The 19,478-nt window shown below is 42.2% G+C and carries 19 protein-coding genes and 1 pseudogene; 7 read left to right on the forward strand and 13 right to left on the reverse strand.

From position 1 onward, the window contains the following. Window positions 1–76 precede the first annotated feature (76 nt). Complete coding sequence (locus ACM6JA_RS23460) at window positions 77–589, reverse strand: GNAT family N-acetyltransferase (RefSeq protein ID WP_414854307.1); 513 nt, start codon at window positions 587–589, stop codon at window positions 77–79. Between the two features lie 347 nt (window positions 590–936). Here ACM6JA_RS23460 and ACM6JA_RS23465 point away from each other — a divergent pair, with 347 nt between their 5' ends. From ACM6JA_RS23465 to ACM6JA_RS23485, 5 genes and pseudogenes are all read left to right on the forward strand, one after another. Beyond that, on the forward strand, window positions 937–1,602 hold the full coding sequence (locus tag ACM6JA_RS23465; protein WP_414854308.1) for a hypothetical protein: 666 nt from the start codon (window positions 937–939) through the stop codon (window positions 1,600–1,602). A 21-nt stretch (window positions 1,603–1,623) separates the two neighbouring features. After that, window positions 1,624–2,616 (forward strand): hypothetical protein, encoded by a 993-nt coding sequence (locus tag ACM6JA_RS23470; RefSeq protein WP_414854309.1) that lies wholly within the window; start codon window positions 1,624–1,626, stop codon window positions 2,614–2,616. An 880-nt stretch (window positions 2,617–3,496) separates the two neighbouring features. Next, the gene (locus ACM6JA_RS23475) at window positions 3,497–4,399 is read left to right on the forward strand and encodes a hypothetical protein (protein ID WP_414854310.1); all 903 of its coding nucleotides are present in this window, start codon (window positions 3,497–3,499) and stop codon (window positions 4,397–4,399) included. Between the two features lie 403 nt (window positions 4,400–4,802). Continuing rightward, window positions 4,803–5,310 (forward strand): annotated as a pseudogene (locus ACM6JA_RS23480) (Tn3 family transposase); the annotation flags it as partial. Between the two features lie 219 nt (window positions 5,311–5,529). Then, entirely contained in the window at window positions 5,530–6,024 is a 495-nt protein-coding gene (locus ACM6JA_RS23485) for a hypothetical protein (RefSeq protein ID WP_414854311.1), read from the forward strand. Between the two features lie 78 nt (window positions 6,025–6,102). On the opposite strand, the gene ACM6JA_RS23490 is transcribed toward ACM6JA_RS23485, so the two are convergent. After that, window positions 6,103–6,534 (reverse strand): hypothetical protein, encoded by a 432-nt coding sequence (locus tag ACM6JA_RS23490; RefSeq protein WP_414854312.1) that lies wholly within the window; start codon window positions 6,532–6,534, stop codon window positions 6,103–6,105. 647 nt (window positions 6,535–7,181) lie between these two features. On the opposite strand from ACM6JA_RS23490, the gene ACM6JA_RS23495 reads away from it, so the two are divergent. Continuing rightward, window positions 7,182–7,814: a class I SAM-dependent methyltransferase gene (locus tag ACM6JA_RS23495; RefSeq protein WP_414854313.1), complete on the forward strand. Its 633-nt coding sequence runs from the start codon at window positions 7,182–7,184 to the stop codon at window positions 7,812–7,814. Between the two features lie 382 nt (window positions 7,815–8,196). Here the strand turns inward: ACM6JA_RS23495 and ACM6JA_RS23500 are convergent, their stop codons facing one another. The 4 genes from ACM6JA_RS23500 to ACM6JA_RS23515 all read right to left on the reverse strand — a co-directional run bounded on the left by ACM6JA_RS23500 (window position 8,197) and on the right by ACM6JA_RS23515 (window position 11,866). After that, the gene (locus tag ACM6JA_RS23500; RefSeq protein WP_414854314.1) at window positions 8,197–8,703 is read right to left on the reverse strand and encodes a hypothetical protein; all 507 of its coding nucleotides are present in this window, start codon (window positions 8,701–8,703) and stop codon (window positions 8,197–8,199) included. 133 nt (window positions 8,704–8,836) lie between these two features. Continuing rightward, window positions 8,837–9,907, reverse strand: a complete 1,071-nt coding sequence (locus ACM6JA_RS23505) for a hypothetical protein (protein WP_414854315.1) — start codon at window positions 9,905–9,907, stop codon at window positions 8,837–8,839. 44 nt (window positions 9,908–9,951) lie between these two features. After that, window positions 9,952–10,257 carry a Spo0E family sporulation regulatory protein-aspartic acid phosphatase gene (locus ACM6JA_RS23510; protein ID WP_414854316.1) on the reverse strand — a complete coding sequence of 102 codons (306 nt, stop codon included), beginning with the start codon at window positions 10,255–10,257 and terminating at the stop codon, window positions 9,952–9,954. Between the two features lie 199 nt (window positions 10,258–10,456). Next, entirely contained in the window at window positions 10,457–11,866 is a 1,410-nt protein-coding gene (locus ACM6JA_RS23515; protein WP_414854317.1) for a helix-turn-helix domain-containing protein, read from the reverse strand. Between the two features lie 1,032 nt (window positions 11,867–12,898). Between ACM6JA_RS23515 and ACM6JA_RS23520 the strand changes: the two genes are divergently transcribed. Further along, a complete protein-coding gene (locus tag ACM6JA_RS23520) occupies window positions 12,899–13,435 on the forward strand; it encodes a hypothetical protein (protein ID WP_414854318.1) in 537 nt (178 codons plus the stop codon). A 76-nt stretch (window positions 13,436–13,511) separates the two neighbouring features. Here the strand turns inward: ACM6JA_RS23520 and ACM6JA_RS23525 are convergent, their stop codons facing one another. The 7 genes from ACM6JA_RS23525 to ACM6JA_RS23555 all read right to left on the reverse strand — a co-directional run. Next, complete coding sequence (locus ACM6JA_RS23525) at window positions 13,512–14,081, reverse strand: GNAT family N-acetyltransferase (protein WP_414854319.1); 570 nt, start codon at window positions 14,079–14,081, stop codon at window positions 13,512–13,514. 112 nt (window positions 14,082–14,193) lie between these two features. Next, complete coding sequence (locus ACM6JA_RS23530; protein WP_414854320.1) at window positions 14,194–14,982, reverse strand: hypothetical protein; 789 nt, start codon at window positions 14,980–14,982, stop codon at window positions 14,194–14,196. Then, window positions 14,979–15,584 (reverse strand): GNAT family N-acetyltransferase, encoded by a 606-nt coding sequence (locus ACM6JA_RS23535; RefSeq protein WP_414854321.1) that lies wholly within the window; start codon window positions 15,582–15,584, stop codon window positions 14,979–14,981. Before ACM6JA_RS23535 ends, ACM6JA_RS23530 begins: the two co-directional genes overlap by 4 nt. A 145-nt stretch (window positions 15,585–15,729) precedes the next feature. Then, window positions 15,730–16,332, reverse strand: coding sequence for a DUF5710 domain-containing protein (locus ACM6JA_RS23540; protein WP_414854322.1), 603 nt, complete (start codon window positions 16,330–16,332; stop codon window positions 15,730–15,732). 135 nt (window positions 16,333–16,467) lie between these two features. Next, window positions 16,468–17,157, reverse strand: coding sequence for a hypothetical protein (locus tag ACM6JA_RS23545; protein ID WP_414854323.1), 690 nt, complete (start codon window positions 17,155–17,157; stop codon window positions 16,468–16,470). A 3-nt stretch (window positions 17,158–17,160) separates the two neighbouring features. Then, window positions 17,161–18,165 carry a S1 RNA-binding domain-containing protein gene (locus ACM6JA_RS23550; RefSeq protein ID WP_414854324.1) on the reverse strand — a complete coding sequence of 335 codons (1,005 nt, stop codon included), beginning with the start codon at window positions 18,163–18,165 and terminating at the stop codon, window positions 17,161–17,163. A gap of 18 nt (window positions 18,166–18,183) precedes the next feature. Then, window positions 18,184–19,478, reverse strand: a 1,295-nt coding sequence (locus ACM6JA_RS23555; RefSeq protein ID WP_414854325.1) for a TraM recognition domain-containing protein, incomplete at its 5' end; no start/stop codon positions are given.

Here is a 19,478-nt window from a genome sequence, read left to right on the forward strand (position 1 = left end):
GACCGAAGACCTGAAAATAAAGTCTTAGACTCACCGATGTTTTATTCAGCTATCGTTATCCGATAGTTGAAGACCGTTAGTTCCACTCTTCCTTCAAAATAGCGTAGTAATATTCATCCCACCATTCATTTTCATGGGGAATACATTTCTTGAAATAACCTTCTCGTCTCATTCCAATCTTCTCCATAACCCGATATGATGGAAGATTCTCTGGCTGACAAGTTGCAATTATTCGATGTAAATTCAGTTTCTCGAATCCATATTTCAATATGGCTAATGCTGCTTCAGAAGCGTAACCTTGATTGTGATAGCTGGGATTGAACACCCACCCAATTTCATATGTATGCTCACCAAAATATTTATGAAAAACAATATGACCTATAAGCTTTCCATTATCCTTTAATACAACAGGGAAATTTTGGGCTTGTTCGCCGATGTTTTTCTTTATAAATTCTTTGACTGTCTCTTTGTTATAAACCCCTTCAGGTATATATTTCATAACACTTATGTTCGCAGTATATTCAAGAACTGTTGACCAATCCTCTAATTCAAAACTTCGAATTATCAATCTATCCGTAGTTACATACATTGCTTTCCCTCCAACCTTCATTTTGAGTCTAATATTTTGGAGCTGGGGATCTGACTTTGGTCGTCGCTGCAAAATTAACTAAAATCATAATTTTTTCACTATCATCTATCCTTATTTGAACATAATTGGTGAAGGATGGTCAATTAAGGTATGATAGGATAAAGCTCGAAATTGACCTAAATTTTAGTTAGTATTTTAAACTTCTGATTGTAGATTTTAAACTAATTTCCATGGATGTGATTACATTGACTAAGCATTCCCACATGCGTCCATTCGCGAACTTAATTTCATTAAATGAGTTGGTCAATCTAGTCATGGCACACGTCTTCACCATAAAAAGGAAATGGATGGCCAAAGATATCTATGAGATCTCCAGGGCGTTAGAAGTATTTCCAATGAGCGAAAACCCAACATATGTTTATCGAATCATGAAGAATCTTGCTCAGAAAGAAATTCTACTCATGGAATCTACCTGGTCAACGACCGAAAGGCCCACTCTATACTATTCGGTAACAGGAAAGGGTACCATTCACTTTTATAGTGGTGAGCAAGCTGTAATTAAAACGATGCCCACTAGAATACGACAGCTTCGTCATTTCCTAAATGATCTCGAGAAGAAATTGAGTGAATCTCAAAGCACTCCCTCCCCTCTTTCAGAGGATCAGAACGATTTTATCATTGGAGTAGCAGACTACTATGACTGGCTGCTTCTACGAGCAGCCCTAGATGGTAAATCACCGCATACCTATAAAGATTTAGGGGAAGATTTCGGGAAACCAGTGAACTTGTCCTACTTGTATAAATTACATGACGATTTGGAACAAATTGGGTATATTAGTGATGACTGGATAACTATCAAAGGTAAAGAAAAACTGGTCAATTTAGAAGGTGCACTATTTGCGGAAGTTCTGAAGGCGAAGGAGCGGATCACAAGGCTTGAAAAAACCGAGTCCTTAGTTAAGGGATGGATTAAAGAGAAAGGCATCACATTAAACCCTAAAACGGGTCATTAGTTGTGTTAAGAGAGGTGCTTTATGAGGTATTCGAAGTTAAATGAGCTAATTCGAGACGAGGTTATTAGTCGTTTGCTTCCGGAACAAAAAGACTTCATAGATAATCAAATGCGCCGTGGCAAGCGAACCCAATGGTTAAACATTATGGCAGAAATTAAGGGAATATCTCTAATCGATAGTGATAATTATGACACCATTGTCAGTAAGGTTGGAGGTTGGGTCCTTAGCAATTACGAGGATCGAGGTGTCCGAGATCAAAAATGTGAATGTGGGCGACCGATCCGCCATGTGTACCATGTCACAAATCTAGATACGCGAGATGAGCTCATCTTGGGTAGTAAGTGCATTCAAGACTACACAAACTTAGATGCAGCTACCGTAGGACGCATTAAACGTGGTATGGAGAGCATCGATTTAGAACGTGATGAAATACTGCGTAAAATCGAAGATGGATGGCGTCTACCATTCTTTGTACCAGATGATCTAGAGTTGCCCGCAGATATCCGAGAACACCTTTCAGCAGGCTTACCTCTGCTTGATCGACAAGTAGCTAGGTTAAATGTCCTTTTACAGAACTACGCGCGGCAGCGTCCTTCAAGAGCTTCTGAGGAAAAATCGCGTACAGAGGATTATCAAGTTGACCTGTTTACTACCTTTTTTGACGAACCCACTTCTGTATCAGACGAGATCCTCACTAAATCTAATAGGGAGCGCGTTCCTGGTAGATTGGTGAGTGAGCAAATGGAGAATCAAATCCCCCATACATGGATTAATGCCATAGAACGTTGCCTCAAGTCATTGACACAAACATCACAAAAGTCAGTAACTGCACTAGATGTGGCGAACATAGTCGCAAGTGAATTAGGTTTGCAACATGATCGTTACCTTACTGGTAAGCCTCGTACATATTACCTAGTTGCTCTTTATTTAGATGAAAAAACATATACCGGGAATCTCGAGTTAGTATCCGCTAGCCATGATAACCGACTATATACTTTGAAGAATCACTACTGAAGAAACAAAGGCCAGGAATTCACGATTCACTGGCCTATTAGAGCTATTTATGATATTACGCTTTGAGCTCTCCGTGATTTCATTAGCATATCCGTATATAACAGAACAAAAATTATTAATGGGGTAACATACAATTCCGGTTCCGTAAATACATGATACATGGTTGAACAAATAGACCATAGTACTCCTACAATAAACGATACTATTTTCCTCTTTAGCGGGAAGTTTCTAAAATTTGCTTATGTACGAATAAGGTACTCCCTGAAATGATGAAATGAATTAAACTAAACGAAAATGCAAGTGTCATCAGAAGGCTTCCAGCGTCTGGAACGAGCCAATGAGTCGATGTGTGTACTATTGTCGCGGTATAGGCGAGTATTGGGCCAATAACGCACCCAATTAGATTAGAAAAAAGCATTAATCCTTTGTAATCCTCCGTCAGGTCTTTTTCTCTCCGCGCTTCAGCTTTCAACATAGAACCCCTTCCTTTCACCTCATAGATTCCTTAATTATCCAATACGATGTAAGGATTCAAAAGTTCCAAAAATCCGCAGAACTCGGCTTGCCATACGTCCTTCTCCTATCTTAGAATGACTGCAACTACTCTGGATTTTTCAAAACAATAGTACCAAGTTTTATTTCATGGTTTATCTCACAATTAGGGGTAGTAGTAGTGTCGCTGACCCACCCGCAATTTAACAGAACATTTTGAAAGCAGAATAGTAACCTCTTGATATTTAAACTGCGCATCAGTGATCCCAGCTTTGAATATACCTCAAGTGATTTACGACTTTCATGACCAGGAAGGGGATATTCCTTTCCCACAGACCTTTAAAGAGATGTTGGCCATGCACGCTGATTCAGTAGTAAAGAAAAAATTATGGAGGTGAAGGTGTGTATGGATAAATATAATCAGGATGCTGAGGAGGGTCAGCAGGAGCACATCGAGACGCTGCCGCTGTTCTCCACCACGGACACGGACGGACGGATGACTGTGCTCCGGCCGGGACGTCGCGTCGGTCGCGCGGCTCCGCTGCTGCCGTGGCTACTCATAGCCGCTGCACTGTGGGCGCTGACTGGCTGCGTGCCGTTCGGTGCCCTGCTCGGCCTGGCGCCAACACCGGCGATCAGCATGTTCCTCGGTCATCCGGTCACGGTGGGCGTCGCCGTGGTGCTATTGTTTGTCGCGATTCGTGCGACCGGCGGAGTGTACACGCGAGCATACGCGCAGTTCGGACAGACCAGGGTCGCCGGCCTGTTCGCGTCGCTCGCGGTCTCAGGAGGACTCGGCGTAGACGCTGGAGTCCTCCTGCTCTGGACGCTGACAAGCGATCCCTCGCGCCCCTTCGACCTCGAGGCAATCGCAACGTCGCCGACGATCCCGCCAGAGTTCGGCGCCGTCGTCGGAGCCGGCTTCGCCTTTTGGGCCGCCATCACGCTCCTGCGGTTGCCCGGGTCGATCGCCCACGCCCGGCGGTGTCAGGCGAACATCGATCGCCTCCGCGTGGAGGGCTCGTCATTCACCGGGACGCTGAACGCCGTGAGCTTTGCGAACCGCTGGCTCTTCGATCTCCCGATGTTCACGGTCGAGGTAGGTTACATTGTCGACGGAGCTCCTCGTGTCGTCTCAGCGCACATGCGCACTAGCGCCGACCGCGTCCCCGTCGTCGGCTCGCGCATGCTCGTGCTGACCGACGATCGCGGAACCACCCACGTGGAGCTGGACTCGTCCAATGGAACGATATTCGAGCCGGACGGGAAGTACGCCGCACCTGACGGCTGATGCTGCTACCCTGACTGCGCTTCGACCGGCATTGATCGGGAGCGGCGAGCGCGGCGCAACAGTGCGTCCGGCACGAACCGACGGCTCTATGATCAGACTCCGTAACGATGACCGACAAACTCGTGCAGTCCGTCGACCGGGAGCAATTGGTCTTGGCACGAATCGGTGTGCTGGGGTTCGGTCGGATGGTGAAAGCCAATCGCTCGGTGTCTCCAGTACGCCGGGTACCTGGTATCGGTATTCGACACCTCATCCCCATGGCAAGCGGCGTCGACCGCCCACGTACTTCTGGCTCATCACAAGTGCAATAACTGACGGCGACACCAGACTGCCTGGCACAACAGGAGTCGGTAGCGGGGCGATCACGTTCGGCGTAGAAATCGCTTCCTGCATGGCGGCAAGCATGCACATAGCGCACATTATTCGCGAGGGTAAAGTGTCTGGAGCGCTTATTATGGGCAAGCTTGGCTCCTACGCTCGTCAAAACAAGGTTGCCAAAGCTCTTCGGGAGATGGGACGTATTGAAAAGACGTTTTTTATCATGGACTACATCTCAAGCGAATCTATGCGGCGACGTATCCAACGTGGTTTAAAACAAAGGAAAAGCAATGAACGCGCTGACAAGAGCTTTTTTCTTTGGGAAGCATGGGGAACTGAGGGAACGTGCTTTGCAGGATCAGATGCAGCGTGCGAGTGCTTTGAACATCCTGATTAATGCAATTAGCGTTTGGAATACTGTTTATCTAGTTAAAGCAACGGATCTTCTCCAGAGTAAAGGAGTGTTACAGGAGGAATTACTAAAACATTTGTCTCCATTAGCCTGGGAGCATATCAACTTCCTTGGAGAGTATCGTTTTAATTCGAAAGGAGTTACCACCTTAGAATCATTGAGGCCATTGAATCGAGGATAACATTAAAACCGGTTACACCCTTAGCGTGTGAAAATCGACTGTTTTTGTGTCAAGATTCCTTTAACGTTGTAAATCCGCGTTTATCTTAACTCGATTAATTTATGCTATTCATAGTAAGCTAAGTATCGCATTTTACTGACACAACCCCTCCCCAAGCTAAACTCGAATATCTAAACCTAAAAATGGATACTTTAGTGTTTAAAGGAGGTAAATTAAAATATGTTCATTAGTAAGCTACTGCCAATTTTATTAAGTCTAAGCATTCTTCAACCAATTGCTCCGAAAGATCCTTTGGACGTTGATCCAAGTAAACCCCTGGGGAATGTTGCCCCAATTAAAGTGTCTGTAACCCAATTTGAAAATACATATAGAAAAGATATCTTGCTTCCCCAATATATCCCATTTACCCCTACTCATACAGGCGGTGTATTTAGTGAACTTCAACAAAAGCTAACTGTAGATTACCTCGACCAAAAAACAGATGAACGTCTATCGATGACTATTCATTACAAAATCGGAGGTGATTTAAAAATCCAACCGAAAATAGTCGACTTAGTAAATGGTACTAAAGCTGAGTATCTTCATGACGAAAATTATTTAGCTGATTTTATCCGTTTTAAAAAGAGCGATTTAATTTATGTAATAGGAATTTCAAAAAATGGCAGGGGAGAAAGATTTGACGATCTAGTAAAAGTCGCAAATTCTCTCCACTAACCCTGAAACCACAATAAACATTAAAAGAGAAAGGGGCCCGAGTGAATTAACCCGTGCACCTTTCTCACTTAGATTTATTTAGTCTCGAATGAAGCCTATACCATTACAACCTGTTTGCCCAGCCCCACCGCAATTTGCTCGTAAGAAGTAATTACCTGAATATGGTGCCGTAACATAATTCCAGGCATTACCACTACCAGATCCAGCAACTTTACTATCTATCAATTTGCTACTACTACCATCAAAATAGTAAACACCAAATCCAACAGCATGTGTACTACCCGCATTTTCCCATTCATAGTAAATGGTAGATCCTTTAATGAAAAACACAGTCTGTCCAACAACGGAATGGTCAGATGGAGTCAGTTGAAGGTAATAGTTTTTAGCATATGCTTGTGTAGAACCAATCGTTAACATGAAAGCAATGGTAACCATGAGGACAATACGTAACTTTTGATTGATTAGAGCTTGAACCATCATCATACCTCCAATTTTTCCTATATTATCCATATCATAACACGATTCGATCTTTTGATATACGGAATAATCTGTCAATTGTTGTCGAATAGTAAATTCTATGCCTTTTCTATTAAATTTCTATTTCCTTATGAGTAGTGTCCTATATTCCCTTTATTCGTGCTTCCCGATAGCATCAAAACCGGTTACACCCTTAGCGTGTGAAAATCTGTTTTTGTGTCAAGATTCCCTTAACGTTGTAAATCCGCGTTTAACTTAACTAGTCAGAATGGGTGACTTTACAGTATTCAATGTAGAGCTGCCCATTCTTGTGAACGCTCGCCAAAATGTTGACCACTTTGCTCAACATAAAGTTACCCACCTGGAAGCCTAAACACACATCATCATTCTCACACCTAATTGCAAATGTTTTTACTGAGCCGAGGATCGTCAAGGACTTGCGTAGCAAGGGGTTTTACCCTATATCCTTGACGATTATTGGTGAAGGAAATAAAATGCTACTTTGTGTGAAATGAAGCATCGTAGGTGGTCAACTCGAAGATGAGCGTTTGCCCCAAAAATGGTCAACTTTTTGATTAGCGTTTACACATTCTTTTTTATTTCATCAAATACTAGATATCTATATTCAATTTTATAGTATTCATAGTACATTGAGTTAGGTGTTTAAGGAGGTTCTGACCATGACGAAACGTTCAGAAGCTGAACATTGGAACGAGGTGTTTGCCGATGTGAATCTCGGCAAGCCGCAAGAGGATTTTTGGCTGGAAAAATACGAGCCGATGCTAGCATCGGCCCAAGATGGACCGGTCATTGATCTTGGCTGCGGATATGGCAGCGACACTTTGTTTTTAACGGAACGAGGTTATCGGGTCATCGCCTGCGACTTCTCCTCTGAGTCGTTGGCGATTATACGCAAATATGTGCCAGGTGCTGAAACAAACCTATTCGATATGACAGGAGGATTGCCGTTTCCGGATGGTAGCGCGAGGGCGGTTGTCGCGGATTTGTCCCTGCATTATTTTCACTGGGACGATACTGTTTCTATTGTTAGCGAAATCGCGAGAATTGTCGGCACTGGTGGATTGCTGCTAGCCCGCTTGAATTCCACGCGCGATGTTCATTACGGTGCCGGTCAGGGCATCGAATTGGAACCCCGTTATTACGAGCATGAGGGGCGGCGGAAACGTTTTTTTGACGAAGCAGATATGCGTCGGTTGTTTGACGGATGGGCGATCAACGTGTTGACGGAAACGGACATGCACCGCTACCGGAAGCCGAAAATTTGCTGGGAGATGGCAGCTTGCGTCCGCTGATTGCAGCCTCGGGAGGGGAGCTGTGTGTGCCGACGTACGGAGATTAGCTAACTTGCCGATGTGAATCCGACCGTCGGGACAGCTGGTCGAAAGCAGTCGGACAAAGAGACTTAAACCTTTTTTGTTCCGCCAACAGGGATCGATAGTGCAATAAACCAAAAAACAATCTAACACTTTATTTTCGTGTTATTGACTGGTCTTTGGTTTATAAAGCTGGATTAGTCTAAATTTTCCTCGAACAGAGATAATTAAACAACATTGAATACATGTAAACAAAGTGACAACCATTGATTTAACAATGATTGTCACTTTCGAGTTAAGATAAATGCGGATTTTGTACGCTAAGCCCTTGATGACAGAAAAAAAGCCGGTATCCTGTACGCTAAGGATTACCGGCATTATCAATTGGGGGATTAGAAATCGAATAAATACTTACAGTTTCAAAATACAAATTCTTCATCTCATCCTCTTGTATCTCAGGGTCCATTTCTTTAAACCAGTCTTCTTCCATGTCTTCTTCACTTAGAACGTTGCCTCTCCAAAAACTCAATCCTAATTCAGGAAATTTATACACGAACCCACCATTTGCACTATTTTTATCATACGGAGAGAGAATGTCAATCATCTTTACAAGTTGACTTGCCCTGGTGTTAAATACATCAATATCCCTGAATAAAATGTTGAAATGTCTTTTCAAATCATTTACAACTTCTATATAAATTAGCCTTCCTTCTGAATCATATTCACAACGAAAGTTCCTATGAAATGATATTCTAGGACTAAGACATTTTTCCTTATATAACTGAATGTATTGTTGCACTTCTTCTTCGCGCATACCTAGTTTAATTGCACCGACAGAACACCCTTCATTTATTACTAAATTATCCATGCTATTCACCTGCCTAACTTCTAGTATTACTTCTTGCTAAAAAATCCCCCCAATCTTTTTCAAGTAAATTCATGTCTAACTATGAAGAGATTGAGGGGATATAGTTACGGTTTAGGTTTAATCCGAACTATCTTTAATTAACTCCAAAATATTCGTACACTAAGACGGCCGCTGCTACTAAGTAATCGTTATATTTGTGCGCCAAACTACTAAATTTATTCTCTGGGTCCTTTACTTCTTTAAGAGCGTCAACTTCGAATCTCATTAAACCTTTATAATCTTGATTTGACAAATACTCAAGTTCTTGCTCTTTAAATCTTTGGGCAGCATGGCTGTTGCCCCAGCTTGGAGTTTCTTGGTGGTCATCATACATCATTCTAATGGCAGGAAAGTTGCCAGTATTGCTTATTCCAGAATCTTTTAATGCTTTTGCCGAAACAACATGATGTCTTTGACCGCCTAATGGTTGCATCTCACTATATAAACCAGCATCAAAATTGTATCTCTGCCATTCATATTTATTACTTCCACTCGAATTGGCATAATACCAAACAGTATTATCTTCCGTTACAGTAATGCTATATTCAAAGTAATCTGAAACAGCATCTTTATTTTGAATCCATCTATATACATTGCCTGTTCCAATGCTTTTTACGTTAAATAAGGTGTTATTATCAAATGTCCAGTCTCCATTTTTGTTGTTGTACTTAGTTAATTTTCCACTTATAGAATCAATGGGGTCCTTTCCAACATTTAGAATGTCAATTGAGAATGCAGAATCACTCGTAGAATAACGCAGATACCATATGTTGGCAATCGTATTTGTTTCTTTAAAGCGTTTAATCAGAAGATTCTCTTCGAAATTAAGTTTTTCTGGTTCAGGTTTCCCCAAGCCTAATTCCTCAACTATTTCATCCAACTTATCTTCACTAATGTTAAGACCACGTAATGCCACTGGTTTTTCTAATTCTTGAAGATTAAACTCCTCAGAGACAAACGCGTTTTTCTTACTATCGCTTTCTAATAATTGTTCGAAGCCTTGCTCTCTAATGAAGTTCTCAATATCTGAGTGGTTACCAATATCCTCTAATTTAATATTTTCCAAAAATGTTGAAGAGTTTTCTTGGGCCAAAGCTGTGGTTAAACTACCAAAAACCAACAGTAAGCATAACAATCCAAACGATATTACTCTTTTAAAATTCATTTTAATTCATTCCTTTCGATAAAGTATGAATTAGCATCTCACTCTTATTCTTTTTTCATCATTTTTAATTGAATTGCTAGAATGTATTTATCCAATTGCTGGCTTAAATCCACGACTTCATTATCCAACAAATTATTCTTCTCTAAATACAATTGCACCAGTTGTTCGCGCAATTGTTCCACATTTTTTTTCAAGTGACCGATATCTTGATAAGTTCCTCCTTCCCGATCTTTTGGTAGCGTGGTACATTTACTTATAGGAGCTGTAACTGCTCCTCCTGTGGGCGTTCCTTTAACCTGGCAAAGGGGTGGAACGCCCTTTTTATAGGCAATAGCTCCTATGGTTATCACCTCCCATTTTATTACAATAAAGTACATTTATAACTATATACTAGCATTCAGGAAGTGGGCGGTTGATAAAATTTGAATAGTAAAAAAAATCATCCTCAAAAGAGGATGATTACCTTCGGTCAGTGTTTACCCACCGACACCGTGTTCATATTGTATAACGGTTCCTTTAGGGATTGCTGCTTGTCCACTCGTGACGCTGCTACACAGTCCCAAAACTAAAGCTATTGATAGCAAAATCGACCTCTTCATTTCGTATCCCCTCCATGATTCGCTTGTACTCCCTTTTTTGTTGATCTGTTGCATGTGATCGGAAAGCTTCGAATAGTGTAACGCAACGTATGAAGCCACTGTCATTCTTCATGATAGTCGATAAAACCAAGCAGCGTAAAGTATCCTCCATTCCGCTCACGTACTGGCCATTGTGAAGTCGATACATAGCTAGTTCATATCGAAAACGAAAATAACGATCCGTCTGGATGAGGTTATCATATTCATTAAAATCATTGATCTGATTTGAAAATTGTTTGAGAATCCCATCCACTAAAAATCCATGCTTATTGGCCGATTCCATAATGGCTATAAGGCCAGAGAGGATCTCTTTTGGGTGATCGATTAGGAAACGAGTGTAAGTTGGCAGAACACCGATGTCACCCAGGAGGACATCTAACGTATATTGATTAGCCGTTGCCCACAGTTTAAACTTTTCTACCTCTATCCGTCCTGTCTCATCCAATAGTTCAAACCAACTCAGATCAGCATAACCAGAGATATAATCCTTCGCTTCTTCATACAATCCTTGCTTTTCCAGGGCAGCACTCTTCAAAAGGAATCCCTGACCGTAGTATACAACTAAATGCCGCTCTGTCTTCAGCGGAAGGATTTTTCTGTTGATATTCCGCCCGCGCAACTGCTCCTGATAAACAGCAGTTGCCAACTGTCTTAGCTCATCTGCATAACGCTCTACTTCCTTCCATTTGTGAAGCGAAAAGCATACATTGGCAAGCTGTAATAGGGCATCTAATTGATAGTTTTCCGGCAGTCTCTTTCGATATGGATCAAATTGTATGACAGCCCCCCAATTTTTCTCGGAATCGGTACCTTGTACAGCTCGAAATAATCGATACTGTGCGATGACAAAGCGCTCATTGTGACTGTTTTTATCCGTATCAATGACGAACTGATAAAAAAGAACCGACTCCTTACGTTTCCCTTTGGTAAAGAGTTGCTCGGCTACCAGAAAGAGAATGGATGTATTTTTCTGATTGTCCAGTAGCTTCGAGACAATCGAATCAATACAATCCCGCCGACCAATTTCCGCGCACCGAACCAGGTAGGGGATAACCCTGGATCGCGACACTCTTCCTTCCACAAAACACTCTGCCGCGTACAATTCGTACAGCCACCCTTGAGATTGCTCAAACGCATGAGCAAATGCATCCAAGTGACCAATCGTCATTGCCCGGGGTGGAATTCGATTTAAGAGGTCGCTCAATACTCCCTGATTAATACCTGTTATCTCGCTTAGTCTAGTCAGTGTGTAACCACGTTCTTTCAGATGATGTTCAATCTCTGATCGTAATGATCGTTGAACTGTCTTACCTTCCCCCATATTACATCTACTCCTCCTTAACACAAGAAACACCAAACTTCCTATATTTTACAGAAGGCACGTGCGAATGTAAATATTTTACAAAAACAACTATCGTCCTTCAAGATTTGTCTGACGAAACAAACTAGAAACTAGTGAAATCTAGGTCTGGATATGTTCAAATAGGGCTGCTCTATCCATTCTTAGCGTACAAAATCCGCATTATGTTGGTGTCGTCCTTATATGGCCAGACAAATGGTTTGCTTCTGTCTCAGACATTGCTGATTTAGTTACTGAAGAAATCAGACAGGTAAAATATCACCTCTTGGCTGGGAGCATATCCACTTCTTGGGTGAATACAAATTTAACTTCAAGCAGAATACGTTGCTTAACTCCTTACGTCCCCTAAAGGTACAGATTTCTGATTGAGAGATGATCCAGGCTATCAGTCTGGATCATCTAAAACCTTAGAGTAATAAAAAACGCCAATCCGGTAATGGTTGGCGACTTAGCGTATATTTCGTTAAAATGTTAGCTGTCCCCTAATATGACTTGTTGAAATCATTTTATAAATATTAATATCAATGTAATCGTTATCAATTTTATATATTTTATTATTAATATTCATGTCAGGTATTTGCCCTTTGTTCTTCGCATATTCTTATATGCATGTCACAATTTTGTTGTCTAATGGAATTCCGAATTAAATTATTTGAAAGGTAACTATTGGGTCGAATCCTGTATTGCCCATGAACTTCGTCACTTGTTACCTGATCTATGTTTCCAATTTGTTGTACCTATTTCCTTTGTTATAAGTAGTAGTTTTTGGTACTTTTATCCTATTTTGAATATTCATACATTTTTTACTTGGGAAAAACTAGGCCCAACCGGTGGTGCGTCGTTTTCACTTTCTCCAAGCATGACAGAGAAAAGTTGGCAAGTCTGGGACGATGGTGCCCTGGAGTGGTAGTATTGTAATATGAAAATTTAAAAAAAGCATTCGGTAATCCGAATGCTTTTTTTATCTTACGAAAGAAAGGAAGAAAATAGCTCATGAAGAGATTACTCTCCTTAATATTGGGTTCATCCCTCTTTTTGGCTTCTTGCAGCATAACATCATCGGAGCCTACGCATAATCAATTCCAAATTACTTTGACTGATGTATTCAAACATCAACATACCTCCTCGGTCTATCAGTTTGAACTTATTACGAAAGAACTCTCCAATGTAAAAGACAAAGAGAGGTTGGCATATCTATCAGGTATGATTGATAGCTATTTGATTTCTAATCCCCTTTTCCTCCCATCCATTATCTTTAACAATGGAGAAACAAAACAGATTATTGCCGATGAACAATTACAATCCGAAATCGTAACGTTGTACCAGAATAAAAAAGAATATCTTAAAAAGATACAGTCATTAGTAAATGAGAATAACCTATTGGAGATCCAAGGTAAACAAGATGAACTCAAGAAACTAAGTGAACTTATGGGAAAAATAAATGATGATAGGCTTTTCAGTAACGATAAGCCTAAATTGGATTCATTGAAGAAAGACCTTGAAAATGTGATTAAGGAATTCCCAAACTAAAACTGGCACAAGGGGCTCGCCGTGGCCGACGGCTGATCGGTGGCCTCGGCGAGCCGTCGCACTGTCGGGCATGAGCTCAATCGGACGGCGTGCCCGGATACCTGCCCGGATACCATACGCCGAACCACTGTTCGGCGCCGTAGTCCTCGAACCGCTCCAACTCGGTGAACCCCAGCTTCGCCGCGACGCGCATCGCGGCCTCATTGGCGGTCTGGGTGGAGAGCACCACCGGCTCGCCGGGATGCGCGTCGGCGAACCAGTCGAGCGCCGCTGCGCACGCCTCGGTGGCGTACCCGCGTCCCCACGCCTGCGGCAGGAACATGTAGCCGAGCTCGTGCTCCCCGCCCTCTGGACGGATGTGACCCTTACGCTCCGGGCCGCACCGATCGAGCGTGATCATGCCGATCGTTGTTCCGTTGAGATCGACCACGAAGAAGCCGAAGCGCTGCCCGGGCACCTCGGGCAGCGCTTGCTCGAGCTCGTCACGCGGTCGGGAGCCGCCAACGTAGGTGCCCACCTCTGGTGAGGCGAACAGGTCGATCAGCGCCACACGGTTCCGGGCCTCGGACTTGCGGAGCTCGAGCCGCTCGGTCTTGATTGGGGCAGGTGGCCAGGCGACGGGGTGCACTATAATCTCGTCCGACATGTTGTAATCTCCCTTCTCTGTTTAATTCTGTTTGTCCATGTCTTACAACATATGTAATGGCTTGCACTCTAATTCGTAGCTCTTACTATCGAGTAGGCTTACGAGGGACGGTCTATTTGATGATTTCGAGCTTATCCCCCAGCAGGATTTGCAACTTCGGAAGAACGTCATCTTTGAAAAGCTCAGGCCACTTAGCGGACATGTAAAGTACCATGCCGTCATGTTCATCTCCATGTTCTTCGGTATAGTCAAGTAAGTAGCAGTAATCTTCGACCCGCGCATTCCGATTCACGATCACGCAGGCAAACATCCAACTTGTTAGCTCGAATGACTGTAGGATTTCTTCTTTCGTGTTAGCTCGATACCATAATTGGTTTTTCAAATTGACTGGGCGTTCAAAAGGGTACAGCCAGGTGGAACTAGTGGTTTCGACCAAACGATTTTTTACAAAAGTTTGCGTTGCCTCATCACGATCCTCTAGCGTGTAGAACGAATTCATTTCGTGTACAGCGGTGCCAATCTTCCGTAGAAGTTCATCATCCAACTCATCTAATGGGACTTCTCTAAAACGGGCTAACATTTGATCCATCAAGGCCTCATTAGCTCTCAGGTCACTCCCAGGCGCATAATGATGAAGCAGTATTTCCTTCACCCTTAGGCAAATAGTCTGATTTGGGTCATAGATCATATCGGCGTGGAAACAGTGCACGGAATCTTCAATTAGATTCTCCCTAAGCGGATCGAATTCTCTGTCCCAGTTCGTATATGAGAAAAGAATATCCTGCCACGGTTCGCGAAAAGCCAGAATGACCTCTGCCATTGTATCAAACACGCTTGGACCAAATCCTAATTCGTAACCTTGCTCCAGTCGAAAAGGAGAAGTGTTCATCAGTAACTTCAAATTTTATCCTCCCTAATGTAGTCCGCATTTTTCCAAATGATAGTGCCATGTTTAATTTCATGATTTATCTCACAACTAAATCCAAACTTCTTATAAAAATGCTCTAATCGTTCGATATGGTCCCAATCAACTTGGGAAATCCATCCGGTAATGCATTGTACATTCAATTCGTTACCGAGCTGCATAATGGCATTCATTAGGATTGTTCCATACCCTTTGTTAACTTGATCTCCCTCAATGCGAATGTCCGCAATTCGCAAATGCTTTTGTTCTGTATCAAATACTAGATAAGTATTAGGATCAGGAACCATCACTCCCTCATTGGAGATTACCTTCATCCCGAGATTAATATCTACTTCGTCCCACCCGTCACCAAAGAACATTCTATATATAATTATCCTCTCGCAAATTTTATTCTGAGCAATGTGAATTACCTTATGGCCATCTTTTTCTAGTTCAGTTTTTTGCCACTGGACTTCATATTCTACATTGTCTCTTTTCTGCAATGGGAGAGGTTTAAATTTTCTATTTAACATGGAGAATGGATCACCGAAGTCAAAAAGGGATGCGAGCGTCTCCTCAATTTCTCTATTATTTTTCACCGTTTTCATCTCCTACTAAAACAACATTGGTATTATCATTAATATTAACCGTATCATTTTCAAACTTATTAACTTTATTATTAATATCAATGTAAGGTTTAAATGCCTTTATTTCAATGGATTAACGTTATTATTTATGAAAAAGTCAATCAAAGAATGTCCCTATTGAAAACGAAGTAGCATACGCAGCAAAAGGTAGATTGTATTGCTGCATTTTTATTTGATCCATTTCTTCATCTGACATCGGGAAAAAGGCATTCCCGGGTTCATTATGCAAATAGAAATCACCTTGTTTTGAATTACAATGCTCACAATGGTTTAAGTAGTATGATTGAGAAGCTGTTTTGCTGAAGTTAACAACATATCGAGTGGTAATTCTCTGGATCACTTCAAGAACCCTCTCAGATAAAACAGTTATATTACTTAGCATAGTAGAGTAATCTTGGCGAACCCAACGTTCTACACTTTCTCCATGCTCTTCTAACAATTCAAAGCCCTCTGGTAAGCAAAATGAAAATACTCTTGTCTTCTTCCTACACTTCCAACACGCTTGAACAGATTCGGCAATTTCAAAGCTATTTGCACGAACATTAAAGCTCTGAACTTTAGTAGGGAACCATTTCTGAAATGGTTCGAGATCTATCTCATCTGAGACATACCACACTTTTTTCTCAAGATCCCATTTAGCTCCCAGACTCTTTGCATAGTCTTTCTCCGAAAAAGGGACGCGCAAATCGTATCTATTCAAACCAATTCACCACCCATGCTTTTGATTCTGATATCGAAAACTATTTATCAAAGGAAAAAATCTCCATAAAGAAGGATAACAGGAAAAAAACAATGTTGTCGATATAAAAAAAGCCTACAAGGTTTTCCTTGTAGGCTACATGTCTTTGACCCATTTTACACCATCCCACTGATAGAATAGCTCATCAGTAGGTGTGTCTTTTAGGTCAATATCCGTTGTTACACGGATCATTTTATCTTGTAAGTATCCCTCTAACGGTTTTATAAACGAAAGTTGTTCTGCTACCAGGATAATCTTCTCGTTTGCATACTCCCATTTGAGAAACTGCTCCCATTTCTCTACATTCCCTCTCACAACTCCAATGTGAAACGGCGTACCATCATCTCTCTCAAGTATAGCCACGTGTGGTCCCTTATCCGGTTTCTTGATTGTAACAGGAAATATCTCTTTCATTCGGGCATACAGTTGAAAAAATACCATTCTCGACAGTGTACCCCTGACAGATAACTTAGAGGGATGAATGCCCCCCACCTGATCAATCAGATAGGGGGATAGCGTATAGAAAGGAATGTCTTTAGCTTTCGCTCTCAGAGAGTGCTGGACAATGATACCTTTCTGAAGCATCTTTCTCGTTTTTTTCTTGTCTCCAGCAAAGAAAATTCTCGTTAACTGGTTCCCACCAATCACACCGATTTCCTTTAGGCAGTCAACTGCTCGCTTCTCGTTTTCGGTAAGGTATGGAAACGGCTCAGGTTCTTCATTGGAAATTTCAAATCTCCATTTATGGGAAATCGAAAACGGACTGACTACGTCCAACACCATCATGAATCACAACCCACGCAGAATTTTTCCACTGAATCGCTTGTTTTTCAAGTCAATTGCGCTTACTCGCACCATGACTTCATCACCTTTGCGTAGCTTTAACTTCAAGCGCGGATGTCTGCACAGCGAGTCTACGCCTTTTTCAAATCGGACAAAGATACCATACTCTTCGATGCCCGATATCGTACCTACATAATCGGCATGTTCTCTATAACGACGGGTGCAATCTGGCCAAGGATCTGGTTTTAAAGCCTTCATACTGACCTCAACCTTTTTGTTTTCCCGATCTACTTTTCTAATCAATACTTTAATTTGATCACCAATCTGGTGGGTATCACGCAGATCGTCATGCCATCCATGATCAACCTCGGTCACAGGTATATTAACCACAATCCCTCCAATTTCGACCTTCAGTGATTTCTTTTCCACTTTACGAATAACGGCCGGAGCTACTTGTCCTTCTGAAATCCTTTTCCAAGTCAAACCAGCCATGTGTTCAATAGCAGCAAGTCGGGAAGCGGTAAAGACATCACCATCTCGGTCATAATTCAGTACCTTAAATGCAATGACTTCGCCTATGAAGTTGTTTAACTGCGCTACATTTGTAAATCCTGTAAGCTCCATCGGGATATACCCGCGGACATGGTTGAGTCCGACTACGGCGCATGGCTTTCCAAGTTTTTGCTCAACACCAATGAGACGAGCTTGCATAATCATACTGTTTTGGTAGGCTCGATAGATTTCGGTCCATGTGCCATCGACCCGATCATCTTCTTCCACAATCCTTGACGGATCATAACCTTCAACAATGGTCTTCAGCGTTTTGCTTTGTCGGACAGCAGCTGCTTGTGTAGCCTGTTCAGTTTGTTCAGCTTTATTCTCTGCTTTAAGATCCTCTACGGCTTCATCAGTTAATGGTTGATACTCCATTACATCTTTCATTTCTTCCATTTCCATCATTCCTTCATTTTGATTGTCATCCGCAACGGATTCTTTATTCGTATTAATCATGCTAAGCACTCCCTCTTTTTAATTGGACCGATCCCAAAAACTGCTTGTTGACCGTTTCGCCGTTGGTGTATCTTCTTTTGGTGATTCATTCTTTTTCTTTGGTTTTTCTGTAGTTGTTCCTTGGATTTGAGTCATGCTTTCTGCCTTTTTATCAACTACAGGATTGGACATAAACGAAATGATATCTTCTTGCTTTTGAACCGCTTTATTGGGCTCATCAAATGGACTTTCTGGAATAACAATCTGCTTTGGTTTAAGAGGCTGTTCAGAGTGTGTAGATACATCCGACAAAACCTCGTTTGAGTTTGGCTCATGTTTCTCACCCCCTTCCACAGCAGCTGCTTCCACCTTTTTCTGATTCAGTAGCAAAAATTGCTCGAGTAGGTGTCGGTTTTCTTCCTCGATACTGTTTGCTGGCTCGTTTGTCTGAAACGGGTCCTTTTGAAGAATAGCTTCAACCTTTTTCTTCCTCGCCTCTTGTTGACGTTTTTTCAGCCAGGGTATGGCCTGCTTTACAGTACGCAAATCAAAAAGAGGTTTGGTTTCTTCAACCAACCTCTCTTTCCAATCTCTCGGTACAAATAATCCTTTGGCGATCCCTGGTACTTGAGGATGGCCTTCTTTCAATAACTTGTGAATGAAATGGAAGCGTGGCAGCCCATCCATAATAAAAGTTGAGGGGAAACGAGGAACCTCTTGTTCCTGATCCCGATAACTTTTCGCAAATAGATGAGGAATGGGTCCGCCTTCAAAAGTCTTCATCCGTTTCACGATTACTTCTTTTCCAAAAATCTTTGAAAACTCATCAGCATCCTCGTATTCCAGACCACCAAAAGCTATTTTATTTCGGCAGCTCGCCATAATGGCCCGTTTCATCGCTCGTGCACTGAGCTTACCGGATTCAACTTCTAATTGCCCTAGCGTCTGCAATGCAAATATCCCAGCTACTCGATACTCCGCTGCAATGGAAAGCCATCCCTCTAATGCTGGAGTGATATAGCGACTCGCTTCATCTTCAATAAAGTAATTCGGAATACGCGTCCGTTCTGTTCCGCCACGCCGATACGTCGCTAACTGCCCATGCATAGCAATGAATTGACCAAACCCATTACAAACATCCGTTCCAAGAAGGTCAAGCGCCGTATTTACGCACAGTACGCCGCCTTCCTCAAAGTGCTTGTCTAGGCTTATTGTGCTTTTCCCAGTAATTAGTGTTTTCAAATACTTATTTGAAGTTAAATTCTCGAGTTGTGCGCGCAAACCGATAACAAATTGCCGGTATTTTTTTGCTAGGTCACCAGTGCCAAGCAGCT

The sequence above is a fragment of the Brevibacillus sp. IT-7CA2 genome (assembly GCF_949767855.1).
Classification (GTDB): Bacteria; Bacillota; Bacilli; order Brevibacillales; family Brevibacillaceae; genus Brevibacillus.